Here is a 17,528-nt window from a genome sequence, read left to right as displayed (position 1 = left end):
GATTCCAGATCGTAAATCCCTAAGGTAGCATTATTGATATATCATTAGTAAATCCACCAAAAACATCAATAGAAAAATCATAGGTTCCTGGAGGTATATCAGATTTTTTTATTTTAAGGACGATTTCATTATATGAATTCCAAATTAATTCATCAATTTCAGCAGGATTGCTTCCAAAACTTGGAATACTTATCGTATTTCCTCCACTTGTGAACTCATAAAAACCAGATTCCGAATATATGGGAAAAAGGGGATCAAATTCACGTCTTAGAAAATACTTACCCCTTATGGTAAGAATATATTGAGTACTATTTGAAGCAACAGCTACATTGGTCAGAATTCCAGGGAAGACCAATTCTACTTGCTTGCCACTATTGAGAGGCGTGTAAACCATATTGGGGATAAATCCCTGGTAATCATTATAATAAACGGAATCTCCCATATACACGCTATTTTGCTTTCCAATATAAATCTGGTTATTGATGACCAAACGGCTTGTATCACCAAATTCAGAGAAAAACCCTACTGTATCATTATTATTGTCCTCATCTACTATTACATAAAATCCATCAGCATTTGGACTATTGAAAACAATATCGCCTGCCAGAGCGAATCGGCCTTCCCTCACACTATCCGGTCCATTCGGTCCAGGGCCATATGCGACTATCCAACCATTTTGAAAGGATCCCATGGATACTCCAGGAGGCGGTGTCGGGAGAATTACGGGTGAACCAGGTGCACTTACAGCTGGTAAATTAGCATTGATATTGTATGCGAAAGGACTACTAAAGCTTCCATTTACGCCTGTCCTAATATCAAGATTTCCAAGGCCTACTCCATCCGGTATATTTCCTCCCAAACAATTACAAGCGGCTGAATATTGAAAGCCTGTGTTTACCGTAAGGTTTCCAAATTTCAATTCATTAACCTGATCCAGATTCTCTCCATAAATCAAAATAGGATAGTTGGGCGCATTGTTGGAAGGCTGGACAGCACTAATCTTGCTCAATGATTGCAAGAAAATGGAATCGCTTACTTCTCCGTAGGGTGTAAGAATCCTTACAACGCCCGTAATGGCATCAATCGGAACTCTCACATCAATCTTGGTATTTGTTCTTCCTGTTATAACTCCTTCTGTTGCACCGGTAGAGGAAAAGAATACTTTAACAGGATTATTGATAGAAGGGATGAAATTTTCGCCCTGAATTTCAATTATAGCTCCATTGTTGACAGAATTTCCGCCATTTATTAAAGCAATAGAAGGAGGAGGAACAAAATCAAAACTCAAGGTATCAGAATTATCCCCATCAATTTCGGCCCAGACTTCTACCTTTCCTAGCTGAAAATTAGCTTGCGGAAGATTAGCAGAAATCAAATCCGGACTAGCTGTCACTATATTACCATTTGCCCTTACTCCTCCTTGTTGAAAAACAATATTTTGGTTTGCACCATCAAGATTTACCCCATTTATACTTAAGAGTGTGTTTTGAGCTGCAGAATCAGGACTTATTGAACTTATACTAGGCAAACCCAATGGAATAATGGTAAAAGAGAAACCCGAAGAAATCAGTTCATTAACTTTTACTTTCACTTCTCCCGTAATCGCATCTGCGGGAACAATCGTAGAAATCTTTTGAGGAGTACGAGACACTATTTCCGCTTGTTTATTATCCGAAAATATGATCTCCACTACATCTGCTGCTGCTCCAAAATTCTGCCCATTGATTTCGACGGTATCCCCGATTGAGGCTGTAGAAGGTGCTATACTTCCGATCAATGGGTTTTCCGGACGTACTACTACAATAGAAAATTCATTTGTCTCTACTCCATCTACAATCAATTTGACACTTCCATTTTCGGCATCTACAGGTACAATCACCTTAACAAGAGTATCTGATTTTTCCAGGACATCCGTTTCAATTGAAGGAGTAAAAATCACTTTTAGTTCATTACCCAAAAGGCTTTCTCCAAAAATCTTAATGGTATCCAGAGGCGCAGTAACCGAAGGAATAATTGATTGGATAATAGGAGCTGTAGGACTTGATCTTACAGAAAAGGGTCTTGAATCTGATCGGCCATCGACCGTAATGATCAATTCTCCAGAGCTTGTTGTCAATCCTTCAGGAACAGTAAATAATAGACAACCTTGAGCATCATAGGTGAAATTGTTAATACGTTGTCCCAGGAGTTCGATGAGTAAGCCTGAATTTTGCAGATGCTCTCCACAAACCTTCACACTATCTCCAGGCATTCCTATCTCAAGATTTACGGAGTTAATAATTGGTCTGGGATTGATTACTTTCAGATTCAAGGTATTGGACTTGCCTGAAACGGATTCTACATACACAAGGTGATCTCCCAGTTCCAAAGATTCAGGGATAATGAAAAAAATCTCCTCTTCCGGAGTCTGGCCCGGAGAAAAATTAAGCTCTTCCCCATCCAAAATCACAGAAGTAGTGTGATGCATGAATTCCCCCCAAATAATAACAACTTCTCCTACTGAACCTTCTGTTGGATCAAGTCGATCAAGTCTTGGTGCTGAGATTTCTGGAGGCGCACATTGGGTGATTAAGAGGAGTAATCCAAGTAAACCCAGAACAATAGATATATTAAATTTAGAAAGCATGTTTTTCGATTTTGAGGTTGACTATTGATTAGAAAATCTCACACTAAAGGTCAGTGAGTTTGCTGCTCCTCCAAATTCGGCATCTAATATTCCCTGATAACTGGCAAAGAAGCTAAGCCTTTGCGAGAATATAAATTGAATGCCTCCGCCTGCATGTGTTCCTGCCCTTCGTCGATATCGGTTTCCATCTTCAAACCAGGGAACTTCCGAAAACTCGGGGATATAATTCAGGCTTCCGTATAGAACCCAACGGGAGGTGGCAATAAATCCTAGATAAAGACTGGCTGGGGTGGTAATGGGTCTTTTTGAACTAGTCCTCCCGGCTATGCTTACTGCAGGTGAAAAAATCGCACCTACCTCAGCTTGCAGTAAAAAACTATAGCCCAGACGTTGGCTGAAAACCATTTGGTTTACAATACTTAGGGTATCCACAAACTTCACTTTTGATTCTACCAAAGGGATCAAAAGTTTATGCTGGAGAAACAGACTGCTACTTTTAGAAAAAAGTTTGGGAAAAGGTTCCCACCTGACTCTCGGGCCAAGGTTAGCATGTGGTCCAATTTCAAATGGATTTTGGCGGGTATTCTTAAGAGAAGTTTCTATATAGGAATAGCCCAGATCAATGCCAAGATTTACATTGCTTTCATCTGACAAGCCAAAGGTCAATTGCATTTGGCCTTGTTGAGTCCGCTGTTCGAAGTTGGTTAAATTATAGGGAGCGTCTTGCCTGTATACTTCTGGAAAACGCTGGACATTATAAAAGAAGTTTAATTCAAATTCGCTTGCGCCTAAGATGACAGGATTCAAGCCAGGGCTTGCAATTTTGGGGAATCCCTTATCTTTTTGAGCATGCATTTGTCCTATTCCTATTGACAAGAGTGTCAAAAGGAGACAAATTCCTGTTTTGGAATTTTTATTCATAGCGCGTTATGTTGAGAAAGGAGATTTCGAGACTATGCTCTTACGTCCATTCAGTATTCAAAGATTATTTAGCTCTTCCCGCTCAAATTGCAGGAATTATTTCTTAGGTCTTTTAAGGGTTTTCCGTATAAATCATCTTGGGTATTCCCTTATTTTTTATCTAGGCTTGCCAAAATTCGCACTTGTTCTTTCTCAACAGAATCCAGATGGTTTTCAATCTTTCCAGTCAATTCATCCAAGCGTGTTTTAAGCATTTTTTTCTTAGATCTATTTCCAAAAGGCGCATCCAGATAATCGCTTATTTCAATAAGCAATTTGTTTGCATTCACCATCTCCAGCTTATGAAAATTATCCAGTAGATTTATTAAGAGCAATTTCACATCTGACTCAGCTCGTTCGTCAGGCCATGCATTTCTCACATTCAACAAAATAGTTTCTCTATTGGCATTTAGGCGTGCATAAGCTTCGCCATATTCTTTGATGACATAATCTGCTTGTGCAGTTGCTTTTTTTCCATAAAAAATTCGATCCTGGTTATTTGAGAAGAAGTCTCCTACATCCCTCAGTTTGCTCACATAATCATTCACATGACTACTGATAAGTTCCAAAGACTTTAGCTGCAGGGAATCATTGGCCACACATGATTTTTCGGATGCTGCAGAGAAATATGAAAAGCAGGAAGAGGGAAATTTTCTTACTACCGTTTGGGAAGAAATCGCTCGCGCTTCAATGCTCCCATCTTCATAGAGTAATCCAATCCATTGCCCACATTCATTCCAAATTGGAGAACCAGAAAATCCTGGCCCTATTCCCTCGCTACTAAGAGTCATGATTCCATCATCTTCCCCCAATTTCGGCAGGATGATTGAGTTCCGTTGATTCAAATACCAACTCCTAACTCCCGGATGACCAATAATGGTTAAATTATGATCCTTGTATTCTTTAGTAACATAAGCCAGTGCAACAGTATATTTTCCATCGGATTCATGGCTAAATACCTCCAATTCTTCTTCGGACAGAAGAATCGCCAGAATTGCCATATCATACACATCATCAAGATGTATAAGATCAGCTTTTTTAAGGGGTAAATCAGGATTAAAAAAACCTATCTGAATAGCTTCATGGGTATAAGAGTTATCCCGATCATGAACCACGTGCAGAGCTGTCAGAACAAATAAGGTATCCTGATTGATTCCTATCAACAATCCAGTCCCGATCTCCTGGCCCAGCATTCCTTCTGAGCTGATACGTACGATTTTATCATCCAAAGAATTCTGAGAATAAGAATCTGTTATATAGGAAAGCAACAATGCAATGAAAACGAATGTCTTCAGATATGAAAATATTGCTTTAGGGCTCATCAAATTTTCTTAAGATAGATGATACAAACTAGCAATAAGTTCTTATCTGTCCAAATTGTTTTAAAATAGGATAATTTAAATTATGGAAATATCAATTTTGCCTCAAGTACAAGAAATTGACAAAATTCCTTGCTCTTCTTTTAAGTAAGAAAAGGGATCAATCCTTTTTAATAAAGATCGAAGTTTTGATGTAGTCGGGAGTATAGAGATGTAGATAATAGATCCCAGATTTCCACCCATTAAGTTGAATCTCTTTTTGAATCCTAGCCGGATTCAGAGAAATTTTCTTGGACATCCATACTTTTCTGCCTTGTGAATCATAAATTGTAAGAAGGCCTTCCGAAAAACCCTGGGAAGCCCAGCTAATAATAATCATGTCATCTGCAGGATTCGGATAAAGCTTAAAGAAATCCTCTTGTCCTTCCCCTAGTCCCACACTCATCACTGCTTCCACTTCAAAAGAATCCAAAGTCGCATTGCCAAAAGGGGAAGCATAACGCAGCCAATATTCGGTACTATCCGCTAACCCACTAAATTCTCCAAAGCCAGAAAAGCAGCTGATTTCATTTCCTCCACAGCTATCCCAAAGCGAGAAGTTATGTGCATTATTTCCGTCTCGAATAAAGACTTTGCCATCGAAAGGCATACTAAATCGATACCATAAATCTTGCTGACTGAAGCTTGAATCTTCGCAAGAGGAAATTAGACTTTGTGAAGCCTCTCTTGTATCAGTCAGGATGTATTGGGCAGAATCAGGACGCTCAATTTCTATTGCATTTTCACAAAGATCATGAGGCAGATTGATAAAGGCCTGTACGAAAAAATCATCTACATTGGCCATTTGTCGAGTAGTAGCATATCGCAAGAAGTAAACCTGGCCAGAACTGAGATTGTAAAAGACTCCATTGCCGGCAAAACACGCGACTTCATTTCCCCCACAGCTATCAAAAAGAGCCAGCTTATTTACGCCAAAAACTCCACTCACTTTAAGCAAGCCATCAAAAGGCATAGTAAAGCGATACCAAAGGTCCAGGTTTTCATCTGTATCCGTTTCACAAGAACTGTCCAGGCTTTCACTAGCCGCTCGGGTATCCAGAGAAATGATTTGTTCCTGATCAATATCCGGAATCAAAAAAGCATCTATGCATTCATCATTGAGACCAGTTGGTACGGCTTGAAGGGTAATTTGGTCGAAATTGGATTGCTGAGAAATGGCTGAATAACGCAAGAGATAGCGCTGGCCCGAAGTCAGGTTTTCAAAGAAAGCTCCTGATTGAGAGCACTCCAGTTCATTTCCTCCGCAAGCATCGAATAGAGCAAGCCTGTTTACCCCAAAAACTCCAGTGATTTTTATGTTTCCAAAGAAAGGCATCACAAATTCATACCAAAGATCGAGGTTCTCTTCAGAAGCAGTTTCACAAGATGCATCTAGGCTTTCGCTTGCAGAGCGTGTATCTAGTGAGATCGTTATTCCCAGTTCCAGGCTGTCTATAAAAGTGGCGTTTGTGCATTCATCGTTGCTTGCTGTAGGTGCGGCTAGAATATTTATCTGGTCATTGATTGCCTGGCTTCTAAGGGAAGAATAACGAATGAGATATACTTGTCCTGAATCAAGGCCTTGCCAAAAGGAGAGTCCCGTATTGCAAGCCAGTTCATTCCCGCCGCATCCATCATAAAGCGTAAGTCGGTTTACTCCAAAGACTCCAGTAATTTTAACATTTCCATCAAAAGGCATTTCAAATTCATACCAAAGATCAAGGTATTCAAATCGGGAAGATTCACAAGAGGCATTTAAGCTTTCACTGGCACCCCGGTTGTCCAAATCCAGATTGATGGGAGAACTAAGATCGCCCAAAGAAATCGCTCCCGAACAAGAATCATTGGGCGGAGGGGCAAAGGCCTGTAAACTTAAATTGCTCGTTCCGGCGCTGCTACTATTTGAAGCGAATCTCAGGAAATAGGTCTGATTTGCGTTGAGATCCAGAAAGAAACCTGTACTGGAAAAACAGCTGATTTCATTCCCCCCACAAGCATCAAAGAGGGCTAGTTTATGGCTACCTGATGAACCCGATACTTTCACATTCCCATCGTAAGGCATGTCAAAGCGATACCAAATATCAAAATTGTCCTGATTAGCAGGATCGCAGCCAATTTCCAGGCTTTCAGATGCGCCCCGATTATCAACCTGAATATTCTGTTTTTGAGAGATATCGGCTATGGCGATTGCAGCTGAACACTCGTCATTGGAAGGAGGGCGAAAAGCCTGAATAAAAAGGGTATTATTTCCACTAAACTGAGATGCAGTTCCATACCTCAGCAAATAGGTATTTCCTCCAATTAGGCCTTTTATAAATCCATTAGCAGCCATACAGCTCAATTCCTGGCCACCGCAACTTTCATATAAAGAAGTTTTATTGACTGTTGATAAACCCGTGAGCCTGATCTGGCCGTCAAAGGGCATAACAAAGCTGTACCAAAGGTCCCAATTGACATTGCTTGAGTCTTCACAAGAAGCTATAAGACTTTGGGTGGTACTGTTAAAAGCAATGGAAACACTTTGTCGATTTTGAATAGAATCGATGAGAATGGCATTGCTGCAAAGGTCATTGGAGTTTTGGGCGAAGCTGTTATTTATCAAAAATACAGCCAGCAGCCCTATAGTCATCAGGCATTTCATAAACGAAGCATTTGGTATTCTTCGTAAATGAAAGGCTCTTTTCGAATAAAGACATCACCCCATAGGGTGAGAAGACTTATTCTTCCAGGGACCTATTCAAATACGCCCAGGGATTCATTTCTACTGGAAGGACATTTTTTTCAGCAATCTGTCTATTTTCATCTCCTTCAATCTCTATTTCATGCAATTCAATGTTTTCAAATTCATAGGGAAGGTGATGGAAGGAATTCTTGTAGATTCTCTGGAATAAATCGCTCTCTCTGGCATGCGTCAAATATTCGATCAGGAATTCAAGATTAAAAATGGTGGCATAAGGTTGTTCGACATCTGAAGTCAGCAAATACTTTTCCTCTGAATCTATGCAAAAATTGAGGGGACGATTTTTTGTCCCTTCCAATTCAATTCTTGTAAGAATTCGTTGAGCTTTCAAATCATAAAAAATGATTTCGGGTGTGTTATCAAAACAAGTGGAAAAAATCAGAAATCTTTTATTCTTGCAAAGGTGCATGCCCGATGATTGCCTGACTTTATAGGGAAATTTTTCTTTTGCTCCTGAGACTAAATCCATGTGTATCAGCTGCTCAGGTGTAAGAACAATTAAAATATTTCCGTCAAAAAAGAGATCTAAAATTTGTTTATGGGCAATTTGGATCTTTCGCCTTTTCCGTACTTTTTTCCATCGCCCAGTCTGGGGAATAGCGGGTATATCCCAGATAAAAATCTGGCCATTATCCCAGGCGGCAGCAAGTTTTTGGCTTTGAGGGTCGAAACTTACTCCCAGTAATTTTTTCCCTCGAGGCCCATCCAGGTTCATCCATTTTTTTGTTGGGATATGCCATAGCCGAATGTTGCTTCCTTTCCAATCTGCAGCCAGCAATTCACCATTTTCATGCAGGCCTATATGGAGGGAGTCCTCTGGCAAGTCACATGTTAACAGGATATCTTCCTCCTTCTTTTTTGTATCCCAAATCTGTAAAATTGCTGAATGCTCACTTCCATTATTAGATAAGGAAGGAAATATTGAAGGAGCACTAAATATTGCTGCAGCTATCCCATTATCCGACAATGCAAATGCAGGAATAAAACTCCCTTTATATTTCTCATCGGGAAGGCTAAGTTTCCCTATTTTTTCTTGCTGAAAGAAGTCCCAGATGATGATTCCTTCGTTACCAGCTGTAATGAAAGTCGAACTATCCCTGGACAATGCCATGCGATTCGGACTTTCTCCCAGTTCAAATTTGTTAAATTCCTCCCCATCACCCATCCTCCAAATATTCAATTCTCCTAAAGTGGAAAAGGTAAACAAACGCTGGCTATCTTCATGAAATCCAAGTTTATCAATGTAGCCACCTTCTGATTTGCACTCGATTTCTACCAGAAATTTAGAAATGCCATCCTGCAATTCATATACATTTACCCAGTCCAAATCTCCTTCTTTTTCTGCCCGATAAGCGAAATATCGATCATCAGGTGAAAACACAAGTTCTAAAATGCTCCCATGGTCCTCCCATTTTTGTTGACTAGAACTTGCCCTTTCCATAGAAAATAACTTCAAGAAATTTACCTGAATATCATTTGGATCTCCAATTTGGAGAGCTATGTACTTCCCCCTACTGCTGATAACTGCCTCTTTTATTTTATACGTAGATTTGGTAGTTCCCTCTACTCCGTCAATGATAATATCTTCCTGAAAGTCCAGATCAAGTTTATACGGAGGATAGAGAATCCGTTCATATTCTATTTGTCTGCTATCTTCATTCCATAAGTGGTACAAATACAATTGTCCTTCTGAATCCAGCAAGAGTAGTATTTTTCCATCCCGAGAGAACTTAAGTTGTTTAACTTCCAGGCCTATACCATTTTCATCAAAACTTTGAATCGGTATTACAGGTCCATTAAGTTCCTTGATAAATATTTCTTGAGTAGTCCCAAAAATGACCAGATCCAGTTCCGGGTGATGAAGAATGATCAGACTCTTTTCCAGCCAAAATCGATCATTTGGATTGTTGATGTCGATCGAGAAGCTTTCCAGATACTCTGCAGAATATGTGTCCATAAAAACCAGTTGGATTCTATGATCATTTTCAATTCTGATAAATGCCATCTTCGCCAGGTCCAATGAACAGGAGGCTTTCTGAGCACTCCATTTCCAGTTACCCATATCCTCTGGCCTCAAAAAGGTTCGGATTTCTCCACTCTTTACATCAATTTTTCCATAATTAAATCCCTCTCCACTATTCTCTTTAAAGGCAATAGAAGAACAGTCCGCAGAGAATTCTCTCAACCAAAATCTATTCTCTTTGAGAAAAGCTGGCGATTTCCAAAGTCTTCGAAACGGACCAGCGCTTAAATTTGAGGAAGCAATTCTCGAAAGTGTAGTAGGAAGGGATTTATGAGAAGGAAATTCCTGATTTAAAGCATGTAATCCATATAGCCAGGCTTTTTCATAAAAAGCAGAATTATGATTATTAAGCAATTCTATTTCCTCTACCATCCGAGTAGCCTGAACCTCAAATGCCAGGGCAAGGTTGTATTTGCTTTGGCCTATAGCACGTTGAACTTCTTGCTTGTGTTCTTTGATTTTTCTTTCGCTTTCCTCCAGCAATCGATTTTCCCAAAAGGTCCTTTTCCTCATCCCATGCTCCCCAGCCTTGATGGTTTGGATCTCATATTCACTCAGGTAAATTTGGGGAAGTTTCTCTTCGAAATCAGATTTGAGAAAAGGTAAAAGACTATGCCAGAAGTCATTGAATTCTCGTTCGTTCTTAATTATAGTTTTCCGAATACTTTCTCTTAAGAGGTCATAATTCCTGTTTTTCTCAAAAAAGACATCTTTTAGCATTTTCAATCCCTCTAATTCTTCTCTCCTTTCAGCTGGGAACCAATATTGAATATTCCTCATTTTTCCGTAGAGGATTCTTCTTGCTCTTTGGCCAGGATAGTCAGATTCCTCATTTACTCTCCTAACAATAGGTGCCAAGGTATCATGAGCCAAAAGGGTTACATGATTGTTGCCGGACTGAACTTCCAGGCCGACAAGGAGGAAGCATCTTTGTAACTCAAGAAGGGCTTTAACGATTTCATCATGGTCCTGGCAAAAGAGGTCTTCTAAGAGATAACTTTGATAACTGGTCGCTGTTCCCAGTCGGGTTGTATGTAAGTTAAGAACCTCGTAAAGCCATCCATTTTCCACCAAATCAACAAAGCCTTTTCTTTTAAATATTTCTACCTGTGAATGGAAAAAATCTTCCATCGTAGTGCTTATCCCGCTTTGGTAGAACTCATCCTTAATGAGAAGTAATTCTCTAAGGTCAGGTTTTGGATTTGCGGCATATTGATCCCAAAGTTTCCGCATGATTATTTGTAGCATTGGAGCCACACTGGCATCCGAATCCGCCAGGATATCAAGGGCTATTTTGTCGGGAAGTTCTTCTTCATATTCAATTTTGTAATGTTTCTTTAGGCTCGGGTTAGTTTGAACTCCTTTAATTGCTCCGACGATACCTTTCTTTTCCAGGGTATTTAAATGAAAATCCACAAAGGGGATATGTTTTTCATTAAAGATTTCGCGGATATCACTGAAATATTCTTTTCGAAATGAAAAGATTACTTTTCCGTCTATCCCCTGCTCCTCAAGAGAAATGAATTGCTTAGTAGCTTCAAGAAATAAATCCAGTTCTGCTTCCTCAATAAAGTTAGAGCTGCCTGCGGTGGGACGAGTGAAAATTTCTTCGACCTGATCTATAATAAGTAAGACAGGTTTTTGGGTTAATTTTTCGAGCTGACTCCAGTTTTCTAAAATCTTTTTTCCAAGCTCTAAAGCTTCTTCCCATTCCAGCATCTCCCTTATGCCCTCTTTTTCCATATCCAACGATTTTCCAAATCCCTGAAACATTCCATCCAGGGGTCCGGCACTTTCCTCTTCTCCAGATAGATTAAATCTCTGATCTAAAGCTTCAATATTTTCCAATACAGATTTCATCTCATTACTCTGCTCAGACCCTTTTGCAACTTTTTCATCCGCATCCGGAAGTTGCTCGAGGATGGCATCCATGAGACTTTGAAGCAAGCCTTTTTCCTGGTTTCGTCTGAAATAAATCGGATAATAATGTTTCATGCGAGGGATCAATCCAGCGAAAAGGAGTGAGGACTTACCTACCCCGGATTTTCCGTGCATCAGAATAACCCGATTGTCTTCCATGATGGTATTATGCAGGTTTCTGATCTCTGCTCCTCTTCCGAAAAATATAGCTGCATCCTTCTCCCGGAAATAATTCAAGCCTGTATAAGGGCTGGAAGGCAGGTTCGCATAGTATTTATTGGGAAGGGGTAAATTGTGTAAAGGGTTTTGGGAAGCTTCTGGTAAATTCCAGCCTTTGAGTCCCTGATGATCAGCCCCTTTTCCAAATCTAATTTGCCAGGGGAATTGATCAGGCAATTCGCTTTCCCGATTAAAAATTACTGGGCGATAACTGGAATTGATATCATCCTTGAAATATGATCGAATCTGTGCCTCCGCTATATTCCAGGATCGAAGTATCGAATTCCCTTGTCCCAGGCCCTTATAAAATCGCTCGGATAAATCCTTGGCCATGGAATCCTGTATGGATTTGGTTGTACCGAGAACCGCAGGAACTCCTACCTCTAAAAAACCTTCCGTGATTCTCTGGGAAGAACATCCATTGAGGAATACAAACTTAAGCATGCCTTGTTTGCTTTGTTCTTTGAAAAGAGAAATCAATCCTTGCGAATAAGCACGTCTGTTATCTCCACCTCCTTGTTTAGATTCCAGCAATAATGCATCATCGCCCGCATGACCTGCATAATGAAAAACAGCTATCCGGCTCTTGCCATGTTTATCCTTGTATTTTTTATCCTCAAAGGAATCGATGATTGAATCGATACTTGCTTCTGGCAGGATCACTATTTCACATAAATCCGTTGTATATTCATTCTTTATATCTTCTTCCTTCAAGTCTTCTTCACGGAGTTTAGTTACAAGAGCCTTAACAAGCGCTATTTTTTCCTGATGGATCTTCAAAGGGTTTTGGGCCGCATTTGCAAAGGCCAACAAAAGTATTGGCTTTCCAGAGGGTGCATTCATTGCCGGGGTTTGGGAACTCATAGAAATGAGGGTTTACCATACCATAATTCACAATGGTATAATGTTTTGTTTTACGTATTAGAAATTACTAAAATTTATCCCAAAAGCTAGTGGAATGAAAAGGGAAAATTCCTTGATCTATTTATAAAGAGAAAAGCTATTTGGTCTCCATCAAATCTATGCCATCCCAATTTTCAGGAATTCCTTCCTTCAGGTTCATCATGGCTTTATCCAACAAATGTTTAGCTCCCATATCTTCGGGATTGACAGAAATGATTTCCTCTAGTTCTTTGATTGCAGATTCAAACTCCCGACTAAAATACAGTTTTAATGCTTTCGAGAATTGTTCTTTGCTTGCTATTTTACCCTCTAGCACTTCCTTTTTGTCTCCATCAAAAAACTCATAGATAGATATGGACTCTTGTTTCCCTTTCACCTGTACTTTCCCCATGAATCGATAATTGTACTGATCGAGATTGCTTAACTGATCCAGGCTTTGACCACTTATCAGGATTTTTGCTCCATAGTACTTGGTAAGTCCTTCTACACGTGCAGCAGAATTCACCGTATCAGAAATGGTAGCAGCATCATTCCTTTTATGATCTCCAATGATCCCCATAATCAGGGAGCCTGTATGCAAGCCCATTCCGACCCGAATCTTTGGTTTTTTATTTTTGGTCTGTTGTAGATTAAATGCCTGGATTGCTTTTTGCATTTCGATGGATGCCTTCAAACCATCTTCTGGGCTATCCAAAAATATAGCCATGATTCCATCTCCAAGATACTGGTTGACAAAACCATTGTTGGCCTCGATTATGGGCCCCATGATTTGAGAGTACTTATTTACGAAGAGGAAGTTTTCCTGTGGAGTCATGGTTTCAGCAAGACTGGTATATCCTCGGATATCCGAGAAGAAGACGGTCACTTCCTTTTCTTTGTGGTCACCTAAATAGACATCTGTTATCCTTTCATGGCCCAGCGCACGAAGGAAGGCAGAAGGGACAAATCTACCGGTTGCTGTATTGATCCTATGTAAATTGAGATGGGTCTCTAATCGAGCTAAAAATTCTTCTTTATCAAAGGGTTTCGAAAGGTAATCATTTGCTCCGGAGTTCAATCCATTTACCTTATCTGAAATCTGATCCTTGGCCGTAACCATCAAAACGGGCAATTCTGAAGGAAGGTATTTCTCCCGGATTCGCCTACAAACTTCATATCCCGACATTCGTGGCATCATGACATCCAGCAAAACCATATCAAAATCAGGATTCTCATCCAGAATTTTCAGGGCTTCTTCACCGTTCATCGCCGAGACAATCTCAAAGTTTCGGACTGTGAGCATATTTCTAAGTACCTGTTGATTGATGGGCTCATCATCGACTACCAGGATGCGAACAGAAGGAGAATCTGTTTTTGTAGTAATGGTTTCCTTCCCTTCTCTTACCAAGGCATCATCTTCACTTAGAACTTCTGTTAATTCTGGGGGACTAAAATGGGTTTTTTCAGCTAGAGAAGATTTTTCTTGTTGGGCAATAGGAGTATGTTCAGAATCAGCCATTGGAATACTGAAAAAGAAAGTCGAACCTTCCCCTATTTCGGACTCCAACCACATTTCACCTCCATGCATCTCAACCAGGCGTTTAGAAATCGAAAGCCCCAGACCTGTACCGGCAAATTGGCGCTCACTCCCTCCATCTAGCTGCTCAAATTCCTGGAATATACTTTCTTGTTTCTCCTTAGGTACTCCCGTACCCGTATCCCTGACAGAAACAATTATTTTATCTACTTCCTGTCTTGAGCCCACCTGTATTTCCCCGACCTCCGTGAATTTGATTGCATTCCCAACCAGGTTGTATAATACTTGCTGAAGCCGATTTTCATCAACAAATAATAAGGGAAGATCAGGATCTGATTCATTGATCAGTTTCAAATCTTTGCCCTGGATGAGTGTCTGACAAGCCTCCATGACAATTTGCACCACAGGGAAAAGCCCAACAGCTTTTTTGTGGAGATTGAGGTCTCTATTTTTTATTCGGGAAAAATCCAGGAGGTCGTTGACAAGACTGGAAAGTCGTTTTCCTGAAGAAACAATCATATCCAGGTTTTTTTGTAAAACCGAATTCAATTCTCCTCCTGCTCCATCCTGCAGGGATTCAGCAATTCCGATAATCCCATGTAAAGGGGTTTTTAGTTCATGGGAGGTATTAGCCAGAAATTGGTCTTTGAGCTTATCTATGGCGAGCAGGCGTCGCTGGGTTTCCCTTTCCCGTTCCAATTCTTTGGCTTGTTGCTTAAGTTGGTCCTTATTTTTATAGAAGTTATAAACAGAAAAAATAATGCCTGCAGCAGCCAGGAAATAGAGCAGATAGGCCCACCAACTACGGTACCAGGGAGGTTGGATATAAAAGGGATAGCTAATGACTTCCGATTCTATCCCATAAATATTTCGAGCTTTAACCTTCATGGTATAAGCACCTTCCTCAAGGTAAGGAAAGCTAAACTCATGTTCTTTATCCCAATCAGACCAATAGGGATAATAGCCTTCTAATTGATAGGAGAAGAGGGTTCGCTCTGGAAATTCATAAGTCCCTGCCCCAAATCTAAAACTGATATTTTTATACTTGAAAGGCAGGTTTAATTCAAAGTTGGGAGAAGGAATAGTTTGGTAGCCATTTTCATCTAAAGCAAAGAGGCCAGAAAATATAATTGAATCCTTCTTTATAATTTCCGGGGGCTTTTTATCCGGGCGTTCTTGGTCTTCAAGTTCTCTTTCTTTTACCGCATCATAGGTTACTTTTACTTCCCTGAGTAAAGCTTTAAAAGGAGTGCTATAATCTTTTGAAATTTGAGGCCGGTAATGGTAAAGACCATCAGCTGCTGCAAACCATACATTTTCTTCATCCTCCGGATAGATATAATAGACATAAGGCAAAGAACTGAATTTTCCAATCTCCCAATCTGAAGTATTTATATCTCCTGTAGGCAGGTATTGAATACGGTCAACAATGCTTAACCATAAGCCTCCTTGTTTATCTTCAATTGCAGCATAGGCCGAGGCATTTCTTTTGAAGAAATCTTCTCCGAATTTTTGTACCTGGGCCAAAGTATCCGCCTTTTCATCATAGGACATAATGCCCCGACGACTTCCGAAATACAATTGTTTATCATGGACAAAGAATTGTATGAATCCATGACTTTTTTTCTCCGCTTCTTCTAGTTCAAAATGCCGAATCGCTGCTATGTCCCTTTTCTCTTTGTTAATATTGATCAGGCTTAGGTCCATAAATCCAGCCCACATCTCTCCACAAATTAGCTCTTCTATGTCTCTGACTTCATGTTCAGTTTCTTGCCAATACGGATCTATCTGGAGTTGGGCATTCTCAAAAGAAATTTTCCCTACATAATATTCGGCAGGATTTTTATCCAGAGGTTTCCAGCCCATATATAAAGCATCTTCATCACAGCTACCCTTAAATAAAGTAAATACCAGGCCCGAAGGAGAAATCTTTTTGGGACTTTGCCCTATTTCTTCAAGCACAAAAACTCCTCGACTCGAAGCGATGAACAGTTTTCCTTTAAATACTTTGAGGTCCCATATATCATGAACTTTCTCCGGGAATTCAAGGGCTACAAAATCAGGAACATCAATTAGATTCTCGCCGATTTTGGTGTACCTAAGTTCAGCTCCATGCATCCCCACAAATAAATGGGTTTTCCATTTCACAACACTTAAAACCTGGGTACCCAATCCAAATTCCCTGGAGTATTTTTCTAATTTGGGTGGATATGACAATCTACTCAAGCCATCATTAAGGTCTAGCCAAATCCCGTCCTCTTTGTCCTGATAAAAGCCATTTACGGCATTCGTAGATAAATTTCCCCGTTTACTGTCTATTTTCTCAAGGATATTCAATTCTTTATCCGCGAGAATGAAGCCATCGGTAAGGGTAGAAATTGCAATACTTCCATCTTGAATCAAGCCCAATTGGGTGATAGTGGCTCGCTCAACGAGTTCGGAAAGGCCCACATTTTCCTGCTCCCATTCTTCCTTCTGAAAAGTATAGATCCCTTTTCCCTCAACAAATGCCCATATATCGTTCCCGGAGCTTAACAAATGAACAGCTTTAAGCTGGGAAAGCTGCGGAGCCTTAGGAGCAAGCTTTTCAAAAGAATTGAAATCGTATTTGAAAAGTTCTCCTTCAGAGGACAATAATACTAGAGAATTCTTATGGACAATAAGACTAGAAATAGTTGTAAAGGGAGTTGGGATGATTTTCATCTCTCCCTTGCCTTCATCCCAAATGTATATAGAGTTTGCATCATGAAATGCAATAAAATCCTCCAGGTAAAGTAAGTTCTGGTAGGGAGTCGCTGCATGCGAGGTGTTTTGGATGCTTCCTTTTAAGGAAACAAAGGAATATTCCTGTCCGATATCCGATTTCCCTATGTAGCCAAAATTACTTTCTCCCAGCACAAAGATCTTTCCTGCTGAGTTTTTGGCAAATGATGCTTTTCGTAAAGTCTTACTTTCTTTCAACAATATCCATCTCCTCCCATCAAATTGCATGACATATTCAAAGGCAGATGTAAACAGAACTCCTGCATCATCCTGAATGCTCCGGTAATTTTGTTTGGAAATACTTTCACTTAAATCCTTACTGTATAAGCTATAAGGATAATGATCTAAATAGGGATAAAATGGTTGAGAAACTCCCTTTACACAGCCCAGAAGAAGTGCGATTATCTTTATACAAACAATAAAAGCCTTACTCATACACTAGACAGCAAAAGATATTCAGTATTCTAAGGTACGGATTATTAGCCTAATGACTTTTCATA

At 39.9% G+C, this 17,528-nt stretch carries 6 protein-coding genes; all 6 read right to left on the bottom strand.

Translation table 11 applies throughout. The features are described from left to right. Positions 1 to 19: 19 nt before the first annotated feature. Positions 20 to 2,626 (bottom strand): IPT/TIG domain-containing protein, encoded by a 2,607-nt coding sequence (locus tag R8P61_10030; protein ID MDW3647392.1) that lies wholly within the window; start codon positions 2,624 to 2,626, stop codon positions 20 to 22. A gap of 21 nt (positions 2,627 to 2,647) precedes the next feature. Continuing rightward, the gene (locus R8P61_10025) at positions 2,648 to 3,547 is read right to left on the bottom strand and encodes a hypothetical protein (GenBank protein ID MDW3647391.1); all 900 of its coding nucleotides are present in this window, start codon (positions 3,545 to 3,547) and stop codon (positions 2,648 to 2,650) included. Positions 3,548 to 3,696: 149 nt separating this feature from the next. Next, a complete protein-coding gene (locus tag R8P61_10020; protein MDW3647390.1) occupies positions 3,697 to 4,908 on the bottom strand; it encodes a serine protease in 1,212 nt (403 codons plus the stop codon). A 157-nt stretch (positions 4,909 to 5,065) separates the two neighbouring features. Then, entirely contained in the window at positions 5,066 to 7,585 is a 2,520-nt protein-coding gene (locus R8P61_10015; GenBank protein ID MDW3647389.1) for a T9SS type A sorting domain-containing protein, read from the bottom strand. 76 nt (positions 7,586 to 7,661) lie between these two features. Beyond that, positions 7,662 to 12,710: a CHAT domain-containing protein gene (locus R8P61_10010; GenBank protein ID MDW3647388.1), complete on the bottom strand. Its 5,049-nt coding sequence runs from the start codon at positions 12,708 to 12,710 to the stop codon at positions 7,662 to 7,664. 136 nt (positions 12,711 to 12,846) lie between these two features. Continuing rightward, on the bottom strand, positions 12,847 to 17,463 hold the full coding sequence (locus R8P61_10005) for a response regulator (protein MDW3647387.1): 4,617 nt from the start codon (positions 17,461 to 17,463) through the stop codon (positions 12,847 to 12,849). Between the last annotated feature and the right edge of the window lie 65 nt (positions 17,464 to 17,528).

Source organism: Bacteroidia bacterium (assembly GCA_033391075.1).
GTDB lineage: Bacteria > Bacteroidota > Bacteroidia > J057 > J057 > JAWPMV01.
Note: the sequence above shows the minus strand (reverse complement) of the source record. Positions and strands in the feature narration are given on the sequence as shown.